We start from the raw sequence: 19835 nt of genomic DNA, 5'->3' as shown, positions 1-19835 counted from the left end.
AGAGTGGAAAATTTGAGCCTGAAACGCAAAAAAGAGCACAAAATAGTGCTCTTTTTAGTTTCGTTTACTGAGGTTCGAACAATCCAACCGACGTGAAAGTGATTATTCGAAGGCCTCAGTTCAGTTAACGACTAGTATCTAGCTAATAGTGACTAACTGAATACTCAGTATTACTCTTCGTCGTCATCGTGCAGTTCAGACCAAACCTGCGCACACTTGATAGCACGCTTCCAACCTTTGTAACGGCGGTTACGCTTCTCTTCATCGTGGTGTGGCATGAAGGTGCGGTTTAGAACCGCTTTGCCTTGAAGCTCATCAATGCTGTCCCAGAAACCAACCGCTAGGCCTGCAAGGTACGCCGCACCAAGAGCCGTTACTTCCGTTACTTCAGGACGGTGAACTTCAGTATCCAGCACGTCTGATTGGAATTGCATTAGGAAGTTGTTCGCTACTGCGCCGCCATCAACACGCAGATTTGCTAGCTTGATGCCAGAGTCCGCTTGCATCGCGTCTAGTACGTCGCGAGTTTGGTAAGCAATGCCTTCTAGTGTTGCACGGATGATGTGATTCGAGTTAACACCACGAGTCAAGCCAACAATCGTACCGCGAGCGTAAGCATCCCAGTATGGTGCGCCTAGGCCTGTGAATGCAGGAACCACGTAAACGCCGTTCGAAGAATCTACTTTAGTTGCGAAGTACTCAGAATCTTCTGCGCCAGCCAGTAGTTTCATCTCATCACGTAGCCATTGGATTGATGCACCGCCCATGAATACCGCACCTTCCAGTGCGTATGCAGGTTCACCTTTAGGACCACATGCCAGTGTTGTTAGTAGACCGTTTTTAGACGTTACTTTCTCTTGGCCTGTGTTCATCAGAAGGAAACAACCTGTGCCGTACGTGTTCTTAGCTTGGCCAGCTTCTACACACATTTGACCGTAAAGTGCAGCTTGTTGGTCACCCGCAATACCCGCGATTGGGATACGAGTACCGCCTTTACCACCAAGGTTCGTTTGACCGTAAACCTCAGAAGAACGCTTCACTTCTGGCATCATTGATGAAGGGATACCCATCTCATCAAGGAGCTTTTGATCCCAGCATAGGTCGTTGATGTTAAATAACATAGTACGAGACGCGTTAGTGTAATCCGTAACGTGTACACGTCCTTGAGTCATCTTCCAAACTAACCAAGTATCAACCGTACCGAATAGCAATTTTCCTGCTTCAGCGTCTTCGCGAGCGCCTTCAACGTTGTCTAGAATCCATTTTACTTTTGTACCTGAGAAATACGGGTCAAGGACTAAGCCAGTATTGTCACGTACGTAGTCTTCTAGGCCACGTGCTTTTAGGTCTTCACAGATGTCTGCTGTACGGCGACACTGCCATACGATTGCGTTGTAAACCGGTTTGCCTGTTTCTTTGTTCCAAACAATGGTGGTTTCACGTTGGTTAGTGATACCAATACCCGCTAGCTCGTCGCTGCGAATGCCTGCTTTAGCAAGAGCTTCAACCAATGTAGAGCTTTGAGTTGCCCAGATTTCCATTGGATCATGCTCAACCCAACCCGCTTTCGGATAGATTTGAGTAAATTCTCGTTGAGAAGAGCTTACGATGTTTGCATCGTGGTCGAGGATTACAGCGCGAGAGCTTGTGGTGCCTTGGTCTAGGGCAACAATGTATTTTTGCTCGGTCATGGTAAGAATCCTTTTTCTTTTGTTATTTATATTCTAGTAAATGTAGGGTCGCTTAGTGATTAAGCTTGAGCTTGTTCAGCTTCTTCTGTTGTTTCACATTGGTTTGGAATAGTGCAGCCTTGGCCTTCTACTGGTAGGTAAGCACCGATAACACGTGGGTACAACCAACCACCAAAACATGCACCTGCAATTGGAGCAAGAATTGGAACGATGAAGTAAGGAATATCACGAGCACCGCTCAATGCGAAATCCCAACCTGCAAAGTAAGCGAAAAGTTTTGGTCCAAAGTCACGAGCAGGGTTCATTGCGAAGCCAGTCAGTGGACCTAAAGAACCACCAATTACCGCGATAAGAATACCGATCAGCAGTGGGTTCATTGCGCCGCGAGATGCGCCATTGTTCTCATCACCTAGCGCTAAAATGGCAAACATCAACACAGCGGTAATCACGAATTCCACAGCAAAAGCGCCGAAGAAAGAGAGTGAAGCATGTGGGTAAGTCGAGAAGATACCAGCGGTTGATAATGCGTCTTGGCTGCTACGAACGAAGTTATGCGCGATTTCGTAGTCAGTGAATAGGTTGCTGTACAGGCTGTAAACCAAAGCAGCAGAGCAGAATGCGCCAAGTAGCTGCGAAATGATGTAAGGCACAACTTTCGCCTTATCAAAGCCATGGAACATTGCCAGTGCGATGGTCACTGCAGGGTTAATGTGTGCGCCAGAAACACCAGCTGTACAGTAAATCGCGATAGCAACACCGAAGCCCCAGATGATGCTGATTTCCCATTGTCCGAATGTTGCACCGGTTAATACCAGTGCTGCCACGCAGCCAACGCCAAAAAATATGAGCAACCCTGTACCGATAAATTCGGCTAAGCATTGCCCAAATAAAGAAGGGTGTTTGTTTGTTGTCATGTTCGAGTCCTTTTTAGTTTTGCTTATCTAGCACGTGTATTGTGCATAAATTTGCGAACTCGAAAATAAACGAACATTAAAAGTGAGCGTTTGAGCATAAAATTGTTAATTAAAGTCACTTGAAATGTTAATCCGAACACTTTTGTTCGAAAAAGAAGCTCGCATGAACGTCATTGCTCGAATTGATGTGTTTCGAGGCCGCTAAAATTACCTGTATGTAAACGGATGCACAACTGGTACGAGGAGTTGATGGCTGGATTTGTGATGCTGATTCGTGAGTGGTGGATAATTAGACTTAATTAAGAAGGGCTAGGCGATGTTCTTGCTATGTAACAAGGGCGTTAACCTGTGAGCTTATATGCATAAATGAATAAACTGCCAACTACGGTGTAGTTAGGCAGTTTTAATTTGGGTGTTTGTTTTTCTAGAACTCGGTTCTCTAAACCAGAGCTGCGACCTTTCCTCTCGCAACCAACTGAGCTCGGATCGAGTCATATACCCAATTGAACGCAATTGCGTAAAGCACGAAGAAGATAACAATCCCGATATCCATCATTAATACTGTCCAGAATTCGAGTTGAAGTACCCACATCAGTAGCGGGAACGACACCAACATCAAGCCTAGCTCGAAACCTAAGCCGTGCAGAATACGCGTTTTCTTGGTTCGTTTGCTGCGGTCAGCACCGTAAATCTTGTCGTAACCGTAGTTGTAGACGTAGTTCCATGTCATCGCAATCAGCGATAAAGACAGCGCCAAGCCTGCCATTTTTACTGCTCCGCCACCGACAATGTAAGTTGCCGCCACGGCCATTAAAATCAAGGCTGCTAATTCAAATAGCACCATGTGCAACATGCGTTCTTTATGTGACATCTCTTTACTCTCTTTCTGTTTTCTAGCCTCTATCGGCTAATGACTTGGCTAGATAATATCTATTTAAGTGATAATATAAAGATAGTTAGCATCACATATGGTGATAGTAAGTGTTGGGAGATACCGAATGTACAACATAGAACAGCTGAAGATGTTTGTGTATGCCGTTGAATTAGGGTCATTTTCTGCCAGTGCACGCGAATTGGGTAAGGTACAGTCGGCGGTGAGCCAAGGCATCAGTAATCTTGAAATAGATTTTAATGTTCAACTTTTTGACCGTTCGACACGCAAGCCAACGCTGACGGCGCAAGGCCAACAGATCTTCAAACAGGTCAAAGCGATTATCCTTCAGGTGGAAGATCTCAACTCGTCAGTCAATGCCATCAATAATCAAGAGGAAGGGCTACTGCGCATCGCTTTAGATGATGCCTTGTTGCTTCCTTCATTGCCTAAGGTGTTGGACAAATTCAGCCGAACATTCCCAGCCACCGAAGTTGAGTTAATGGCTGCGGCGAGTACCGATGTTAATCGTTTGGTGTCACAAGACCGCGCGGATATCGGCTTGATGTTTACTGATCTCGCTTTCCATGCCGATTCAGAGCCATGTTTTATTGGTAACCTACCGTTCGTTGCCGTGTGTCATCCAGACCATGCTTTAGCGAAAGTGTCAGTTGCGAAGTTACCCGACTTTATTTCTCATCGTCAGCTTATTCTACGGGGCAACAAAGGTAAGGTGATTGACCATTTTCCTGTGGTTGCAGGCAAGGTGTGGTGGGCGAACAGCTTTGTCGCTATCAAAGAGATGATCGTACATAGCTCGGTGGGCTGGGCATACTTGCCGAGTTACTTGGTGGAAGATGAGATTCAACAGGGAAAGCTTAACCAGATTAACGTCTCATTTGACCATAAAACATGGTCGCCTCCTGTCGATTTGGTGATATCAAAGAAAGCGATGAAAGGGCCGGGTTTGCTGTGGTTGGAAGAGCATCTCAAAACCTTGCTCGACTAATCTTTCACAAGCGGCAGACAAATAAAAAGGGCTTACCCCGAAAGGTAAGCCCTTAGTTTTTTATCTTCTGCTAGATGCTAGATGCTAGATGCTAGATGCTAGATTTAACCGTCTGACCGTTGTAGTACTTGTCTTTCATCTTAAGCGCAACGTTCACTAGGTAAATCAGCACTGGTACTTCAATCAGTGGACCGATAACGCCTGCAAATGCTTGGTCTGAGTTGATACCGAATACAGAGATGGCTACGGCAATAGCTAACTCAAAGTTGTTACCTGTCGCTGTGAAGGCAATTGATGCATTCTTGTCGTACTCAATGCTCATCTTCTTACCGATGAAGAAGCTGATGAAGAACATCGCTGTGAAGTAGATAGTCAGTGGAACAGCAATCAACAATACGTCCATTGGCAGTTCAACAATCATCTCACCTTTTAGGCTGAACATCAGAACGATAGTCGCCAGTAGCGCAATCAGTGTGATTGGTGAGATGCGTGGAATGAACACATCGTTGTACCACTGCTCGCCTTTCATCGACACAAGGATCTTACGGCTCAGGAAGCCCGCTAGGAATGGGATACCTAGGTAGATAAGAACACTGTGTGCAATATCGATCATTGAGATATCAACCATCATGCCTTCGTAACCAAATACTGGTGGAAGAACGCTGATGAATAGCCACGCCATAAAGCTGTAGCTCACCACTTGGAATGCACTGTTTAGAGCAACCAATGCCGCGCCGTACTCTTTGTTACCACCGCCAATGTCGTTCCAAACCAGAACCATTGCCACACAACGAGCAAGACCAATCAGAATCACACCGACCATGTAACCTGGGTGATCACCCAAGAACGTCAGCGCCAATACAAACATTAGGATAGGGCCAACCAACCAGTTCATGATAAGAGACAGTTTGATGGCTTTCTTATCTTTTACCACAGTACCCAATAGGCTGTAGTTAACCTTAGCCAAAGGCGGGTACATCATTAAGATAAGGCCAATCGCTAGTGGAATGTTGGTTGTGCCAACAGACATAGATTCGTTCCACTGTTCGATTTGTGGGAATACGGTGCCAAGCAGTACACCAATACCCATGGCGATGAAGATCCAGAGTGTTAAGTAGCGATCTAGAAAACCTAACTTTGGTTTCATGGTAATCTCTCTTTGTTGATATCGTAAATCGTCGAAAAACGATTAATTGTGGCAAAAAAACACGCTTAAAAGTAAAGGCTATCAAAGCCGATCCCTCAAGCGTGAACTTCTATTTTAAAATGCTGTTAAATACCGATTCGAAGCGTTGAATATTGTCGCGGTCGATGCGGTAACACATCTTCGGCGGGATAGACTCAGCCGTGATAAAACCTGAGCTTTTTAATATTCTTAGGTGTTCTGATACCGTTGATTGAGCCAAACCTAACTCACTTACCAGATCACTGTTTAAGCAGCCGCCCGATTTTTCTAATGCGGACAAGATACTAAGTATGCGAATTCTTGCTGGATGAGCGAGTGCTTTTGCTAACGCAGCCATCTCTTTTTCTGCTTCAGCATTACTCGGCGGAAGAGGTAGAGAACAGCTTTCTGTTGCTTGGCATGTTGCAGTCATACTTAGGTGGCTCACTTACTACTAATCGTTAAAAGACGATTAATAGTAAGCCTATTTCTTTTGGCGGTCAACGCGAATTTTAAAAGTCGCAAAACTTAAACATCAAACATGCAATATTCACATCCGCGATTAAGGCCAACTTAATGATTACTGCGCGAGTTAGAAATAAGTGCTCAGTTCTACTTTCCTACCCAATACAGCGGCCACCGTTGTTGTGTCGAGGTGTTATTGAGCATAGCGCCCACCAAAACGAGCGCGACACTGCCTACTAGAACAGGCGTAAACAAGAAGGTCCAATCGACAAGCGATGTGCCTGCTAACGCGATAACAATCGGGTTAGCGCCTGCTGGTGGATGAACCGCACGAAAATACTGCATCAAAAATATCGCGCTACCTACTGCTACCGACATCACTAAATAAGAATCACCAAAACCATACAGCGCTGCGAGTCCGACTGCGGCTGAAATGAAATGACCCGCAATGATGTTGCGTGGTTGAGCAAGCGGCGAGGTTGGTACTGCAAACAACAGCACACAAGTCGCGCCGAACGGTGCCATTAACCAAGGCACTTGTGACTGCTCGGCAAGTAAACACAAGATCAATATGCCTACCGTACCACCAATAAAGCCCTTAAGTAGTTGGCTCAATGTTGCCTTTGGAGGTAGCTCTCCTCCACCGATCAGTTTTTGTATCATCACTAACTCCTCGCTTTTGAGTAAATAATAAAAGTGTACAGATCTGTACTGTTTGATTTGAATGATACAGATCTGTACACTCTTTACAACGTAAAATTTTGCGACCCTAATTGAATGAGTGGATAGGATGAGTAAGAAAGAACTAATCTTGGATGTGGCTGAGTCTTTGTTTAACCAGTTTGGTTATACCGCTGTTGGGGTGGATATGATCCGAGATGAAGCAGCGGTTTCTAAGACATCCATGTATCGTCACTTTGGTTCTAAAACTAAGCTGATTGAAGCGGTGTTGGAAAGGCGTCACCAGCGTTTTGAGTCGAGTTTAGAGGCGGCACTTGCATCCACTTCTGGGTTACAAGGTCAACTGGATGCGCTTTTAGATTGGCATTTTTCATGGTTTGAACAACCGGACTTCAAAGGTTGCATGTTCATGCATGCGCTTGCTGAATTTAAAGAGTCAGAAGATGACATAGCGATGCTTTCGCACAAGCACAAGGTTTGGCTCAAGAACACGATTCACAACGTGGTATGCGGTGGCGAAGAAGCAGATGCTGCAACGCTCGAACGACGAACGGAATCGGTTATGACGTTTATCGAAGGGCTGATTGTAAGAAGTGAGTTTGGCGAGTTTGATTCAGCATCAGATTCAAACCATGACGCTAAGAAAAAAGCCTACCAACAAGCACTAAACGTCTTAGCGACTCTGGCTTGATCTCTAAGGAGATTAACGAAGACAGGCCGTTCCTATCTCCATTAAACAGTCTATCTTGGAGCTTCAAAACTCGATTACTCAGCTGACTCATAGTTCTTGATGAAATTCAGTGTACTCTCAGAGTAGGTATGTGAATCCAACATCTCAGACAAACCAAGAAGCGTCTTGTAGGGTTGAGATACGGCGACCATATTGATTAACCAAGATGGAATCGATCCTCCAGGGTCACTCAACACTTGATAAGAAATATGAGTTGTATTGTTGTCCAGTGGTGTGAGGATCCATCGCGACTCTAGATGAGCCACTCTGACGATGCGTTTGTCGTCATTTGGATGATAATTGGGTCTGCCGTGTTGGGTAATCATCACGGTTAATGTGTCTGGGTCTTGCTCGATAAAGTTTTCGACAATGGCTTCACGATCCGAGACGGGCCACGGCGCTTTTGTATAGGTTTTAGTGACCGTGTGTGCTTCGCTAAAGTGTTCTATCTCTTCCATTTTATCAATGTTTTCTACCCACTGAGTGCCTACTGAAGTATCCGTAAACAAAGCGATGATTGACGTAAGGTTGGCTTGGATATCGGCTTCTGCACGAAACTCCTTAAAGTCGTTACCTTCAATTTTTCGATTGTAGACTTCGATTCCCTTCTTATCACGAACGAGCTTCCACTCATTTGCATCCGATGCCGACACTGAAAAAGACGTCGCGATCATAATGAAAGCTAGAATCTTACTGATCATGACAGTGCTCGCCCTTTCCAAGTGATTTTATTGTTCTTTGATAAGCGGTAACTGTTGAGAATCAACAAGCTTTGCAACGAAATTCCCAAAGGCACGGTTAGCGCATAACGAGCTGGTATAAAGAGCTCTTTGACCAAAATAAGATAAGTGACAATGGAAGCGAGCAACATCAGAGCATTGATCGCTAAGGAGTAGCTATTGATTGATGAAGGGGCGCCGATGAAATGGTGAGTTGATACAAGCAGCATCACCGGGGCAGCCCATGCAATGATATTCGTTTTGATGAATGCACCAAGTACTTGGAATCTTGATTGGCAATTTACAATAAGATTCATGTTTTTGGAGAAGCCCGCCCAAATCGAACTAAAGTTTGAATACATATGAGTACTCATAAGCTCGTCCGCAAAAGCCCAAAACGCTTTTAAACCGCATCTCTTCACGAGTTTTGCAAAAGCGATGTCTTCGGATATCTCGCTGGCTACTGCAGTATGTCCACCGACAGCATCGTACGACTTTCGTGTAAAAAGCATGGCTTGGCCGTTAGCAATAGCGTCTGATTTTGACTTGTCGTTTGCGTTCTTGAAGTTCATGTAAGACGCAACTGAAAGAAATATGCCGGGTAAGGTGATTTTCTCAACCGTTGATGTGAATGCTTGTCTAGGGTTGAACGACAGCAAATCCGTTTTGTGTCGTGAGGCGAAATGGATAACGCTTTGTAGCATTAAGGGTTCAGACTTTGTATCAGCATCGATAAAATACAAGTACTCACCGGTTGCTTGCTGTGAGCCGACCATGCAAGCGTTGCTTTTCCCAAGCCAATTGGGCGGTAGCTTTCTTCCTGATATACAACGAACGTTAACACTCGATGCGTCGATTAGCGTATCAACGATGGTTCGTGTCGAGTCAGTAGAAAAATCATCAACCACAATGATTTCAAACCTGTCTTTTGGGTAGTTTTGCTTCATTAGCGAACTGAGGCTGGTCTCAATATTATCTTCTTCATTTCTCGCGGGGATAATAATGGACACGGTTGGCCATTTCGTTCTGTTCAGAGAAACTTTAGGCGTAATGTGAACGCGATGGCGCGCCAAATTGGCAAGTGTGATTAAAAACTTGATGGTAACGATGCAAAACAAGGTCGAAGTGATAGCTAGAATCATGATTACAGTGGTCAAAAAATAAAGTGATAGAGTCTAAGGATCGTATAGCCTTGAGAGGTTTCGTTCACCTCAGGTATGTAGGACTCAATCATTCAAAGCGACATGTCGGGCAGTTCAGTTTTGCGTTTGAAGCACATTTGAAGCGATTTATTAGAGCTCAGAAATAAGCATTGCATTCACTGGCTACTCTAGCGATATAATCGAACATAGAACCGTTACACAAGATAACGAAAATCATAATTTACACTTTAATTTTTACTTATAGGTAAGCCCGGAAATGCCACAACAGAACATCAAATTTATCGCTGCTGATATGGACGGCACTCTGCTTAATGAACACGGAAAGCTAGACCCTGAATTCTTCAATCTTTATGAGCGACTAGAAGCTCAAGACATCATTTTTGCTGCGGCATCGGGTCGACAGTACTACAGCTTGATGGAGACATTTGCTCCGCTAAAAGATCGCATGATGTTTGTTGCTGAAAACGGCACATTAGTGATGCACAAAGGCCAAGAGCTCTACAGCTGCTTGCTTGATACTGATGCCATCAATGACATCATCAAAGAAGCGCGTGCTATTGAAGGTGCACATGTGGTGCTGTGTGGTAAGAAATCGGCATACATCGAAACCAAAGACGAACGTGCTCTAGAGGAGATCTCTAAGTACTACCATCGTCGTGAGCAAGTAGAAGACTTGCTGGCGGTAGAAGATGAATTTATCAAGGTTGCTATTTGTCACTTCGACGGTTCACAAGAGAAAGTAAACCCAAGCATCGATGCCAAGTTTGGTGACAATTACCAAGTGGTTGTGAGTGCAAAAATTTGGTTGGATGTGATGAATGCTGAAGCGTCGAAAGGGGCGGCAATCAAACATCTACAAAACACATTAGGTTTCACTTTCGAGCAGACCATGAGCTTTGGTGATTACCTAAATGACTACGAAATGCTCAAAGAAAGCTACCATTCTTACGCGATGGAAAATGCACACCCTAAGCTGAAAGAGATCGCACGTTTTGGCGCGCCAAGTAACGTCGATGCAGGTGTATTCCAAGTGCTTGAGAAACTGCTAGCGTAACGCGGTTAAGTTCAATCCGATTTTTATCAAAGCCGACTCACTAACATGAGTCGGCTTTTTTGTTGGCTAATGGTGCATAGAGTTAAATTTGAACGAGTGTTCAATTTATTGTATTCTGATCAGAAAGATGGGTATCCGCTTCGAATTGGATACGCCTTAGCAACGATATTTGGAAAGATTATGAGCAAGAAACTTCAACTCGATATTATTTCTGACGTAATGTGCCCTTGGTGCGTAGTCGGCTACAAAAATCTAGAGCAAGCCGTTTCAGAACTTGGCTTAGAGCAACAGATTGAACTTGAATGGCAGCCGTTTGAGTTGAATCCAGATATGCCGCAAGAGGGTGAAAACCTGCGTGAGCATATCATGAGAAAATACGGCTCTAGTGCCGAAGAAAGTCAGCGCTCACGTGAGCAACTGGCGGCTCGCGGCAAAGCGGTTGGGTTCGATTTCAATTTCTATGACAGCATGAGAATGGTGAATTCACGTCACCTACATGTGCTGCTTGATTTTGCTCTCGCTCACGGTAAACAGACGGAGTTAAAGCTACGCTTCTTTACTGCGCACTTTTCGGAGCAGAAAGATCTGTCTGATCTTGAGGTGATTGCGCAAGAACTTGAAGCGGCTGGCTTGGACTCAACGAAGGCACTGAAACGCTTGAAGAACACCGACAACTTAAAGCAAATTGAAGCGCAAGAATTTGAATGGCAACGCATGGGCATCTCTGCGGTTCCTACTGTGGTATTCAACCGCAAGAGTGCAGTCACTGGCGCGCAGACGGTAGAAACGTACAAGCAAATCCTTCAAGAGCTTATTGCGGAATCATAAGCTGATCATTGGTATCAATTAGAGTCTGAATTTCATGGAATCACTTTCACTCGCACAAGCACAAAAAATGGTATTGCTTTCGCAAAAATTGCCACCTAAGAAGCTGCCGCCTAAAAAGCAACGTAATGGTGGCGCTTTGGCGAACACGCTGTCTGCGATTGAAAACCTTGGCTATGTGCAAATTGATACCATCTCTGTGATTCAGCGAGCTCACCACCACACGCTTTGGAATCGCAATCAAGATTACCAGTTGAATCATCTGGATAAGCTGTTAGAACGTCGAGAAGTGTTTGAGTATTGGTCGCATGCCGCCGCGTATTTACCTATGCGTGACTACCGCTTCAGCCTGCATCGAAAGAATGGGTTTGCGAGCGGTAAGCTCAAGCATTGGTATAAAAAAGATGATGTACTTATGGCGCATGTTCTCAAACGTATTGAGAGCGAAGGGCCATTGATGGCGAAAGACTTTGAAGGGGATAGACCCAACCCTGGAGGATGGGGCGGAAAACCGGCCAAACAGGCGCTAGAGACTTTGTTTATGCAAGGTGACTTAATGGTGCCAAGCCGAGTGAACTTTCATAAGGTGTATGACTTAACCGAGCGAGTTTTACCAAGTGGCATTGATACCTCTGAACCAACTGAGCAAGAATACATTGAGCATCTGATTGTTCGTTATTTAGAAGCGAACGGTGTGGGCATTACATCGGAAATGAGCTATCTCCTTAAGAACACCAAACCACTGATTCAGAAAACACTCCAGCAGATGCTTGAAGATAAACAAGTCGTGAAAGTGGATGTTCAAGGTTCTGATTACTACATGTTGCCCGATGCGTTTGAACTGCTGAATCAGCCTCTATCTCGAACCAAGTTAAAGATACTGTCTCCGTTCGATAACCTGTTGATTCAACGTAAGCGAATGCAATCACTGTTTAATTTTGATTACCTTCTTGAGTGTTATGTTCCAGAAGCCAAGCGTCAGTTTGGTTACTTTAGTTTGCCGATTCTGTGGCAAGGAGAGCTGGTGGCACGAATGGATTGTAAAGTTGATAGGAAGAGTCGCTTACTCAATGTTCGCAACTTGGTTATGGAAGAGCGAATCAAAAAACATGAATCATTTGTTCATGCCTTATGTGATGAGCTAAAACACTTCATGGTGTTCAATCAATGTGACGAGATGGTCGTCCATAACACCACGCCCTCTGATCTTGGTAAGCGCCTGATGAGTCATTGGCAAATGATTTAACGCTTATCACTGCTTATAAGTCCTAGTTACATAAACTATCTCGTTATTCAGCAAGCTCGGCCAACAAGAACTCGACAAAGGTTCTGTTCTTCAACGACAGTTGCTTGGTTTTGTAGAGTAAGTGAATTGGCTTAGGTAAAGGAACCATACCGGGTAGGATCTCCACTAGAGCATCACGTTCAATCTCTTCTGACACTAAAATAGTTGGCTGCAATAACACACCCACGCCTTGCAGGGCGGCATATCGCAACACATCCCCATTATTCGACATCAAACGCACTTGCCCTTTATTCACCGCGCTATGCGTTGCTTGGTGGCTCTGAGGGGGTAGGAGTTGCGATTCACTGCTTTGCGCACTCCGCGTTTGTGCATCTCGGCCATTAACATCACGACGGCTGCTATAACTGAACCCAAGCGATGGATGTTGTGCAAGGTCTTCCAATACGCGGATTTCTGGATGTTGACTAAGGTACTCTGGAGCCGCGCAGTAACACATCTCGTAGTCCCCTAAATATCTGGCGACTAAGCTGGAGTCAGACAGGTCACCAATTCGCACAATTAAATCAATATCGGAAGAGTAGGGATCAACAAGATCGTTGTTTAATACGAGTTCGACATTAATCGTTGGATGATTCGCAAGGAACTTCGCTACGATTGGGGCAAGCACCTTGTTCCCATAGGTAACTGGGCAGTTTATTTTTACCGTGCCTTGAGGTTGGTTTTCTAAGGTTTGAATCAGGTTTTCAGCATTGCTGATGTCTTCGAGAATTCGCTTACATTCTCGATAATAAAGCTGCCCCGAGTCGGTTAGAGACTGCTTACGTGTAGTGCGATGAATCAGTTGAGAGTTGAGGCTCGATTCAAGATGATGGACATGTTTACTGATCATAGTCGCCGATAGGTTGAAGTGGTTGGCGGCACTGCGAAAGCTACCTTGCTCCACTACGTAAACGAAGACTTTCATGCTGGTGAACTTATCCATTGAACACTCTTGGTTGATAAATAATAAACAAAAGGTAAGTTTATCAATTATTAGGGGTTAATTATATTAATGACAAACCGATAATTAACTAAAATAAGAGCGTGAAATGCCTCAAACAAACGAAACCATCTTTGTTACTGCCGAACTTAAGATTAAAACCAACATTGAACGTGAGGCTGCAGTTGAAGCCATCGAACAGTTTTGCTTAGATATGCAGAGCGAATCAGGCTGCCTACAAGCAATAGCAACCTATGACCAAGACCAAAGCGACCGCGTGATTTTGCTTGAGCAATACGTAAACCGTGAAGCGATTAATCAGCACTTTGGCATGCCTCACACTCAAGCGTTTATCGAGCGTGATATTACCGAGTTAGTTCAAGCGTTCGAAACGCAGCTTGAATCAAAAGAGCAGGAGAAATAAGCCATGAAATGGGGAATTCTAGGAACCAGCTTTATCTCAGGCGTTATGGCCGATGCGATCAAAGGCGATGCTCAAAGTGAACTGTATGCCGTTGCAGGACGCACAGAGAAAACACTCAATGAGTTTGCGGCGCAGTACAAGCCAACATTGACCTTCAACAGCTATGAAGCCTTGATTGAAGATGAGTCAGTCGACATCATCTATATCGCGTTACCTAATCACGTTCACCACGAATACGTGATTAAAGCTGCTCAAAAAGGCAAAGCGATTCTTTGTGAAAAGTCGTTATCGGTTGATATGGAAAAAACCGAACAAGCTCTGCAAGCGGTGAAAGAAGCGGGTGTATTTTTTGCAGAAGGTTTGATGTACTTGAATCATCCATTGATCGCCAAGCTTCATCAAGAATTAGCTACAGGTGAGATCGGTGAAGTACGCTCTATTCAAGGTTCATACGTCGCTGCGATTGATCAGTTCGTTAACCCTGCGAGCAAAGGTGCACTGTACAACTTGGGCTGTTACCCAATGTCGCTGATTCACTCTGTCGCACAACACCAGTTTGGTGAAAGTGTGTTTGATGATCTGCAGATCTCAGCAATCGGTCGACGTGGCCAAGATGGCAATATCTGTGAATCATCGGCGATGATGCGCTTCAATGACCACTTCACTGCGCAAATCCATACTGCAGAAGACCATGGCTTAAAGCATGGCTTTACGATTTTAGGCAGCAAAGGCTGCATCACGCTCGACACCAACCCATGGCTACCGACCGAAGACAACACATTCACGGTTGAGATCTATGAAACATCGAAACGTGAAGTGAAAGTCGAAGCGCAAGGCGATGGCTTCCATTACCAAGTGCGCAATATCCGCCACGCGGTTGAGCAAGGCGACACACAACTTGCAGCGCCAATGGCGAATCATCAAGACTCTCGCGTAATCATGAAGTTACTGACGGATTGGGAACAAGCGGCAAGCTAGTTTCTTGGCTAACTCCGGTACACGCCTCATACTTGGTAGTCACGTAAGCTATCAAGCATGAGGCGTTTCTCTAACCCCTCTCGCCCATTATCCTCAATAAATACTTTGCATTTGAAACGACCACAGTGTCCAATATCGGTTAAGACAACATTGACTGAAAAACCTTATTTTTTAAGGTGTTAAATAGGAAGTTTTCTGCATGCGTAAATCAGATAAGAAGATCGAAAATCAGATCAGAGATGTGCTAACTGACGTGTGTGAAGATATGTTGAAAGGCTACGATGGTTTTCTTTGGGTGACTCATACGGTCAATTTCTCTTCTTTTCCACAAAGCTTAAAAATCGTTTGTGTGTTCGACACCAATCAAGATAGAACGAATTTCCTAGAGGGAGAAGGCCAACAGCAAGTCTCAATGACCATCCAAAAGGCGTTCGGTCAGGTAGGAATTACACTGAAGAATATCGATAAGCACATCAGCTACGATACACAAGAAAATTGCGACCGTGACCACCAAGGGAAGTGGAACCATAGACTTTAAGAAGCTTTAGTAAGGGTTAGCTAACCAAAGGACGAAAGCCTACATGAGGTAGGCTTTGTTACTGTATTTACTCTTATTATTTAATTGCAGTGCAGAAGCTAACGTCTGAATGCTGAGTCTGTTGATCGTAACTGTGGTAAAGCTCAAAGCAAGGGCGGTCTTCGGTTTCTAGGCCGGACTCTATGACCTTAATCATTAGGTCGTCCCACGCTTTAGCGTATTGACTTGGCTCGGTGATGGTTTGGCGCATCACTGCATATTGTCCGCCGGGAAAATCTTTCAATTCGATCCCACTGGGTACTTCAGTGTCGTCTGGAACCATCAAGCAGATGTCAGTACGGCATTTATCGTTTGGTGTGATTTCCGGATTGTCATGATAGATAAAGATGCAGCTGTTACCTGCTAACCCTTTCATTTCGGCCCATTGGTAAAGACGACCGCTTGGCTCATCATAACCTTGTCCGTAAGGGCCTGTCACTCGTACATACGCTAGTTTTGATGGTTCGAATTGTTGCGTTTTCATTGTCATACTCCATGTTGTTCGTTCGGAGTCAGTATATGAATTGCTTGCCACTGCATCGTTTCCATTCTTGCGCAACGTGTGTCCAATCTTGCTATTTCGAGTTAACTCAGAAAACGCTTGGTAATCTTCACAATCACGGAAGGCACTCGGTGTGACACCAAAGTGTTGTTTGAATGTTTTTGCAAAACTTTGAGACGATGAGAACCCGTAGTCCAATGCGATATTAATAATGGGTTGCTTGGATTTGAAGAGATCATTCGCTGCCGCTTCTAGCCTCAATCGCCGAATGAAATCAGCAAGGGTCTCGCCTTGAACGGCCTTAAAAGTGCGATGAAAGTGGTAAGGTGAAAAGTTGGCTAATGCCGCGACTTCGATTAGGTTGAGCGGCTCGTTAAAGTGCTTCTCTAGATAACGGACAACGGGAATCAGCCGCGTATGATAGTCAACGTACATTGCTTTATTTACCACTCTTTATTGCCATTGTTCTTATATAGCTTCAGAGACTAACCTATCCCAATTGAGTTTCAATAGAGTGGCATTGAAACTGAGATTAGATGCAGTAAATCCAATTCCCGCTTTCCATTTTCCTTCGAACAACAAGATTAACTTCTCCCAAACTGAATTGTCTTTGTAGCTATCGCGCATTCACTGTTCGTTCGACTTAATTCTCATAATGAGAAAAAGTGAAGCCGAGAATCGTGACTCTGGAATACTTAGCTTGTCAGCAAAATTAAGATTATAAGTTTTTAGCTTTCGTTCTAACGTGCTGACTTTACATATGTATTAGGAGGTATTTTTAGAGGTAAGAGATACTGAGCCGATGGGGGCTTGATCAATACATGTTTCTAACCGATACTTTTTTCGTATTTTGATTCCTAAATTGACACGTAAGTTGGCTGGCTTTTCGTCTCGTATTTTTGAGTAACGACAGTATCGATTAGGAAAACTGAATGATGAACCCCTACATTTTATGGTTACTAGCACTCATTCCATTCTACCTAACCGCTAGTAACGCTTTTGCTGCCGGTAAAGCGATTGTATTACCCGGATCGCACCAGCAAGGTGTCGACTTAAGCGATTCGCCAATGTCGGCAACGGATGTCATTGATTGGGAAATCACAAACAATGATATCGTGTTTGGCTCTTATGCAGACAAAGCCGACAATGAGCGAATTACAGCGATTGGTTACATGTACAACCAAAAGTTGGAGATAAACTCTGGCTGGTTAGAAAATGATCTTCGCAATAACGCAGCGCTAAACGGTGCCAATTATGAAGACTTCTTTCTGCATTTCTCTGAAGACACTGTGATTGCTGAAGTCGACAAAAGCCACGGTGAAAATACCCTTCTTAATCGAAAACCTATGATCGTCGGTTATACCGCAAGTGAAGACCACGCGGGTTTCTGGCTCTATCAACAACCGCCTTGGGATGCGGATGTGTTTGAGAACTTCGAACAAGGTGGTGCGCTTTATGTGTATCACGCAGAGCAGTTCGATAGGCTGACACTGAAGTTCTCTCAATTCGCTTCTGGTGGTCAGTTTTGGCTTGAGTATCCAACAGAAGTTGATGCCCATGGGCAGGTATCACAATGGTCTGCGTTGGATCTGAAGAAAGACAAAACCCTCAACATGACCAAGAACCAATCTGTGTTGTGGAACCTACCATCTGATTGGGTAAGGGCGACAACCCATGACGGTAGTGGTGCTAGCTATGGCGGAGGCCAATATTTTGGTTCTACTTTTGTGCGCGACGGCGGGCGTCTGTATGTGATGAGAATCCGTTGGCAAGGTGATAACGCCAGTGACAGACCGCGCCTTAAAGAAGTGAAGCTTAGAAACAGCTTTCCTGTGGTGAAGCTTACCGATGCGCCTGAAACAACACCTGATGGGAATGCAATCAGCCAATGGCGTAAGATCCGTGGTTTTGATGTTTCAGCCGATCTGAATCAAGACAACTACTTGTCACAAAGTGAGTATAAAAATCGCACCAATAAAAATGCCACCGCTCGATTTCGTTGGGAGTCGCGCGTGGTGCCATTTGGCCGAATGTGGAGTCAGAGCTCTTCATGGGCGCTAGCTAATGTCGCCAACCTCAATTACCTATCGGCGGTTCATGCTTATTATCAGCAAAACTGGGCAGAGCAGGGGCTAAATGGTGCTTATAACGATGATACCAACAAGCTGCTTGGGGGAAACCAGTTTTATGTTCACTCTGGTGGCACGGTGCAAGAGCTAGGATTGGTGGCGGGTTCTACCGAGGCCGATGAACTTTATAAAGCGCAATTCTCTGCTTTCTTAAAAAGCCTCGCAACTCTCAATCGTGATGCTTTGATAGGCTTGAATATTGGGACAGCCAACTTACTTGGGCGTAATGGTCAATCTCACCTTGTGGAAGCGGGCTCTTTATATTTCAGGGAGCATTACGTGTTCCCATCGACTGGTTTTAGTGGCTATTCGGGTATCTCCAAGTTTTGGGATAATTCGGCATTGGCGTATGCCGATCAAAGCGTGATTTTTCAGGCGACAACGCGTTTTGGTCGTGTTCAGTTCTTCGGTGGTTCTGAACAAAACTGGCGACAAGACCAATACTCAGCATTGGCGATTTATTACTTGAATCACCATTCACAACACAGCTATTTCAATCAGTGGAACAATGGTTATGTCTATGGAAGTGACAACACCACAGCGGATAACTTTTGGAAGAGTGGTGTGCCAAAAAATGTCGCTTATCAACCAAGTGCGTTATTGGCGGTCTATTTGGGCGAACCCAGCAATATTATTCCCGAAGGCTTCGAAGCCATTCCCTTGATGCTTTCGACAACTACGCCTGTACCTGCGGATTACACCATTGTGGGTGATTCCTCGATGAATGAAATGGTGCATGCAGACTTACCCGATGGAATGACACACGTATTGCCTACGTATACCTATTTCTTACATCAGTCTGAGCGAACAGTTGTGGCTGGTGGCCCTGAAGATATGGTGTTGGCGAGAGAGTTCGATAAGGGTCGAGTGTTGTACCGTACGGATTTCCACGGTAAAAATGCGAGCTTTTATGAGACAGAGAAGCTTACGGTTGTATTGGACGTACCGATGAAGCCTGTCGATGCAAACGGCAACATCGGAGAGTATGTCACGCAAATAGAGATAGGTGGCTATGAAGGGCTGTTCTTACTTTATTAGGCGGATCTTGAAAGTGATTGCACTTGTTAAAAGGGCTTCTTTTCGGGTAAGCCCTGACCATGAAATCTAAGCTAGGTTCTTGAGATTAGCTTATTGTTTTTGCACTGCTTGAACTCTTTGGCTATCCATGACTTTTCATTCAAACCATTGTCGATTAGAGCAAAGAGATAACCATCAACCTTGCTTGAAGCGGTTGGGTACTCTTGAAATACATGCTTGGGATAGCCCGGGTAATTCGTCTCATATTTGTTGTCTAGTTCCTTGCCTAGCTCTCGCCATTTAACGAATAGTTCAGAAGACGAGGTTGGCTTTTTGTATTGGCCTAAAATCCGATGATGATGGACTAATGCCACTTTGGCGCAGTGGTTGGTTTGTACTACCTTCTGTATGAGCTCTGCTTGTGTCTCGCTTATTGTTTTCGCTAATGCATTTTCTTGTTCGATGCGCTCTATTCGCTCACCAAAGGTTTCAGCGTGCGTAGAAAAGATAACAGAAATGGGTAAAACCAATGCCAAAAGGCGCTTGCAGAACATAACCTAACTCGTTGAATGGATTCGTGACTATTATGCCGTTGAGTAACAATATTATTAACGAATAAACACGCTTAATTGTAAGAATTATTTTTATCGAGTGGATTAATAAATGCTTCCTGTTTTGTTTTATTCATCAGGTGAA

The 19835-nt window shown here is 44.6% G+C and carries 20 protein-coding genes; 9 read left to right on the top strand and 11 right to left on the bottom strand.

What is annotated here, in order from left to right; all coding sequences use genetic code 11:
• Nucleotides 1-170: 170 nt before the first annotated feature.
• The 3 genes from glpK to FLM53_RS23340 all read right to left on the bottom strand — a co-directional run bounded on the left by glpK (nt 171) and on the right by FLM53_RS23340 (nt 3476).
• Complete coding sequence (gene glpK, locus FLM53_RS23350) at nt 171-1691, bottom strand: glycerol kinase GlpK (protein ID WP_123285491.1); 1521 nt, start codon at nt 1689-1691, stop codon at nt 171-173.
• Nucleotides 1692-1750: 59 nt separating this feature from the next.
• Nucleotides 1751-2605 (bottom strand): MIP/aquaporin family protein, encoded by an 855-nt coding sequence (locus tag FLM53_RS23345; protein ID WP_026084170.1) that lies wholly within the window; start codon nt 2603-2605, stop codon nt 1751-1753.
• A 439-nt stretch (nt 2606-3044) separates the two neighbouring features.
• A complete protein-coding gene (locus FLM53_RS23340) occupies nt 3045-3476 on the bottom strand; it encodes a PACE efflux transporter (RefSeq protein ID WP_176679199.1) in 432 nt (143 codons plus the stop codon).
• Between the two features lie 127 nt (nt 3477-3603).
• On the opposite strand from FLM53_RS23340, the gene FLM53_RS23335 reads away from it, so the two are divergent.
• Entirely contained in the window at nt 3604-4485 is an 882-nt protein-coding gene (locus tag FLM53_RS23335; RefSeq protein WP_176679200.1) for a LysR family transcriptional regulator, read from the top strand.
• Nucleotides 4486-4576: 91 nt separating this feature from the next.
• Here the strand turns inward: FLM53_RS23335 and arsB are convergent, their stop codons facing one another.
• The 3 genes from arsB to FLM53_RS23320 all read right to left on the bottom strand — a co-directional run bounded on the left by arsB (nt 4577) and on the right by FLM53_RS23320 (nt 6778).
• Complete coding sequence (gene arsB / locus FLM53_RS23330) at nt 4577-5632, bottom strand: ACR3 family arsenite efflux transporter (RefSeq protein WP_176679201.1); 1056 nt, start codon at nt 5630-5632, stop codon at nt 4577-4579.
• Nucleotides 5633-5741: 109 nt separating this feature from the next.
• Nucleotides 5742-6083, bottom strand: a complete 342-nt coding sequence (locus tag FLM53_RS23325) for a helix-turn-helix transcriptional regulator (RefSeq protein ID WP_008215942.1) — start codon at nt 6081-6083, stop codon at nt 5742-5744.
• A 179-nt stretch (nt 6084-6262) separates the two neighbouring features.
• Entirely contained in the window at nt 6263-6778 is a 516-nt protein-coding gene (locus FLM53_RS23320) for an HPP family protein (RefSeq protein ID WP_176679202.1), read from the bottom strand.
• 127 nt (nt 6779-6905) lie between these two features.
• Between FLM53_RS23320 and FLM53_RS23315 the strand changes: the two genes are divergently transcribed.
• Entirely contained in the window at nt 6906-7487 is a 582-nt protein-coding gene (locus tag FLM53_RS23315) for a TetR/AcrR family transcriptional regulator (protein WP_176679203.1), read from the top strand.
• A 74-nt stretch (nt 7488-7561) separates the two neighbouring features.
• On the opposite strand, the gene FLM53_RS23310 is transcribed toward FLM53_RS23315, so the two are convergent.
• Together FLM53_RS23310 and FLM53_RS23305 are read right to left on the bottom strand one after the other, a co-directional pair.
• On the bottom strand, nt 7562-8227 hold the full coding sequence (locus FLM53_RS23310; protein ID WP_176679204.1) for an START domain-containing protein: 666 nt from the start codon (nt 8225-8227) through the stop codon (nt 7562-7564).
• Nucleotides 8224-9387 (bottom strand): glycosyltransferase family 2 protein, encoded by a 1164-nt coding sequence (locus FLM53_RS23305; RefSeq protein WP_176679205.1) that lies wholly within the window; start codon nt 9385-9387, stop codon nt 8224-8226. Before FLM53_RS23305 ends, FLM53_RS23310 begins: the two co-directional genes overlap by 4 nt.
• Nucleotides 9388-9664: 277 nt before the next feature.
• Between FLM53_RS23305 and FLM53_RS23300 the strand changes: the two genes are divergently transcribed.
• The 3 genes from FLM53_RS23300 (at nt 9665) to FLM53_RS23290 (ending at nt 12533) form a co-directional block, all read left to right on the top strand.
• Entirely contained in the window at nt 9665-10462 is a 798-nt protein-coding gene (locus tag FLM53_RS23300; RefSeq protein ID WP_176679206.1) for a Cof-type HAD-IIB family hydrolase, read from the top strand.
• Nucleotides 10463-10642: 180 nt separating this feature from the next.
• Nucleotides 10643-11290, top strand: a complete 648-nt coding sequence (locus tag FLM53_RS23295; protein ID WP_176679207.1) for a DsbA family oxidoreductase — start codon at nt 10643-10645, stop codon at nt 11288-11290.
• Nucleotides 11291-11324: 34 nt separating this feature from the next.
• Nucleotides 11325-12533 (top strand): winged helix-turn-helix domain-containing protein, encoded by a 1209-nt coding sequence (locus tag FLM53_RS23290; RefSeq protein ID WP_176679208.1) that lies wholly within the window; start codon nt 11325-11327, stop codon nt 12531-12533.
• A 43-nt stretch (nt 12534-12576) separates the two neighbouring features.
• Here FLM53_RS23290 and FLM53_RS23285 read toward each other — a convergent pair whose 3' ends face one another.
• Complete coding sequence (locus tag FLM53_RS23285; protein ID WP_176679209.1) at nt 12577-13515, bottom strand: LysR substrate-binding domain-containing protein; 939 nt, start codon at nt 13513-13515, stop codon at nt 12577-12579.
• 106 nt (nt 13516-13621) lie between these two features.
• Here FLM53_RS23285 and FLM53_RS23280 point away from each other — a divergent pair, with 106 nt between their 5' ends.
• The 3 genes from FLM53_RS23280 (at nt 13622) to FLM53_RS23270 (ending at nt 15452) form a co-directional block, all read left to right on the top strand.
• Nucleotides 13622-13936 carry a putative quinol monooxygenase gene (locus FLM53_RS23280; RefSeq protein ID WP_176679210.1) on the top strand — a complete coding sequence of 105 codons (315 nt, stop codon included), beginning with the start codon at nt 13622-13624 and terminating at the stop codon, nt 13934-13936.
• Between the two features lie 3 nt (nt 13937-13939).
• Nucleotides 13940-14914: a Gfo/Idh/MocA family protein gene (locus tag FLM53_RS23275; protein ID WP_176679211.1), complete on the top strand. Its 975-nt coding sequence runs from the start codon at nt 13940-13942 to the stop codon at nt 14912-14914.
• Nucleotides 14915-15113: 199 nt separating this feature from the next.
• A complete protein-coding gene (locus FLM53_RS23270; RefSeq protein WP_176679212.1) occupies nt 15114-15452 on the top strand; it encodes a Fis family transcriptional regulator in 339 nt (112 codons plus the stop codon).
• 76 nt (nt 15453-15528) lie between these two features.
• Here FLM53_RS23270 and FLM53_RS23265 read toward each other — a convergent pair whose 3' ends face one another.
• Complete coding sequence (locus tag FLM53_RS23265) at nt 15529-16428, bottom strand: GyrI-like domain-containing protein (protein ID WP_176679213.1); 900 nt, start codon at nt 16426-16428, stop codon at nt 15529-15531.
• A 500-nt stretch (nt 16429-16928) separates the two neighbouring features.
• Between FLM53_RS23265 and FLM53_RS23260 the strand changes: the two genes are divergently transcribed.
• Nucleotides 16929-19160, top strand: a complete 2232-nt coding sequence (locus FLM53_RS23260; protein ID WP_176680055.1) for a hypothetical protein — start codon at nt 16929-16931, stop codon at nt 19158-19160.
• A gap of 71 nt (nt 19161-19231) precedes the next feature.
• Here FLM53_RS23260 and FLM53_RS23255 read toward each other — a convergent pair whose 3' ends face one another.
• On the bottom strand, nt 19232-19693 hold the full coding sequence (locus FLM53_RS23255) for a hypothetical protein (protein WP_176679214.1): 462 nt from the start codon (nt 19691-19693) through the stop codon (nt 19232-19234).
• Nucleotides 19694-19835 lie beyond the last annotated feature (142 nt).

It is taken from the genome of Vibrio sp. Scap24 (assembly GCF_013394185.1).
GTDB lineage: Bacteria > Pseudomonadota > Gammaproteobacteria > Enterobacterales > Vibrionaceae > Vibrio > Vibrio pomeroyi.
The sequence above is the reverse complement of the archived record's forward strand: the minus strand, read 5'-3'. Positions and strand labels throughout refer to the sequence as shown.

Bases quoted from the DNA above. Each gene is read 5' to 3' on its own strand.
- FLM53_RS23270 (WP_176679212.1), top strand. From the start codon at position 15,114: ATGCGTAAATCAGATAAGAAGATCGAAAATCAGATCAGAGATGTGCTA.
- FLM53_RS23255 (WP_176679214.1), bottom strand. From the start codon at position 19,693: ATGTTCTGCAAGCGCCTTTTGGCATTGGTTTTACCCATTTCTGTTATC.
- FLM53_RS23325 (WP_008215942.1), bottom strand. From the start codon at position 6,083: ATGACTGCAACATGCCAAGCAACAGAAAGCTGTTCTCTACCTCTTCCG.
- FLM53_RS23300 (WP_176679206.1), top strand. From the start codon at position 9,665: ATGCCACAACAGAACATCAAATTTATCGCTGCTGATATGGACGGCACT.
- FLM53_RS23275 (WP_176679211.1), top strand. From the start codon at position 13,940: ATGAAATGGGGAATTCTAGGAACCAGCTTTATCTCAGGCGTTATGGCC.
- FLM53_RS23305 (WP_176679205.1), bottom strand. From the start codon at position 9,387: ATGATTCTAGCTATCACTTCGACCTTGTTTTGCATCGTTACCATCAAG.
- FLM53_RS23340 (WP_176679199.1), bottom strand. From the start codon at position 3,476: ATGTCACATAAAGAACGCATGTTGCACATGGTGCTATTTGAATTAGCA.
- arsB (WP_176679201.1), bottom strand. From the start codon at position 5,632: ATGAAACCAAAGTTAGGTTTTCTAGATCGCTACTTAACACTCTGGATC.
- FLM53_RS23290 (WP_176679208.1), top strand. From the start codon at position 11,325: ATGGAATCACTTTCACTCGCACAAGCACAAAAAATGGTATTGCTTTCG.
- FLM53_RS23315 (WP_176679203.1), top strand. From the start codon at position 6,906: ATGAGTAAGAAAGAACTAATCTTGGATGTGGCTGAGTCTTTGTTTAAC.
- FLM53_RS23280 (WP_176679210.1), top strand. From the start codon at position 13,622: ATGCCTCAAACAAACGAAACCATCTTTGTTACTGCCGAACTTAAGATT.
- FLM53_RS23320 (WP_176679202.1), bottom strand. From the start codon at position 6,778: ATGATACAAAAACTGATCGGTGGAGGAGAGCTACCTCCAAAGGCAACA.
- FLM53_RS23295 (WP_176679207.1), top strand. From the start codon at position 10,643: ATGAGCAAGAAACTTCAACTCGATATTATTTCTGACGTAATGTGCCCT.
- FLM53_RS23260 (WP_176680055.1), top strand. From the start codon at position 16,929: ATGAACCCCTACATTTTATGGTTACTAGCACTCATTCCATTCTACCTA.
- FLM53_RS23345 (WP_026084170.1), bottom strand. From the start codon at position 2,605: ATGACAACAAACAAACACCCTTCTTTATTTGGGCAATGCTTAGCCGAA.
- FLM53_RS23335 (WP_176679200.1), top strand. From the start codon at position 3,604: ATGTACAACATAGAACAGCTGAAGATGTTTGTGTATGCCGTTGAATTA.
- FLM53_RS23265 (WP_176679213.1), bottom strand. From the start codon at position 16,428: ATGTACGTTGACTATCATACGCGGCTGATTCCCGTTGTCCGTTATCTA.
- FLM53_RS23285 (WP_176679209.1), bottom strand. From the start codon at position 13,515: ATGGATAAGTTCACCAGCATGAAAGTCTTCGTTTACGTAGTGGAGCAA.
- glpK (WP_123285491.1), bottom strand. From the start codon at position 1,691: ATGACCGAGCAAAAATACATTGTTGCCCTAGACCAAGGCACCACAAGC.
- FLM53_RS23310 (WP_176679204.1), bottom strand. From the start codon at position 8,227: ATGATCAGTAAGATTCTAGCTTTCATTATGATCGCGACGTCTTTTTCA.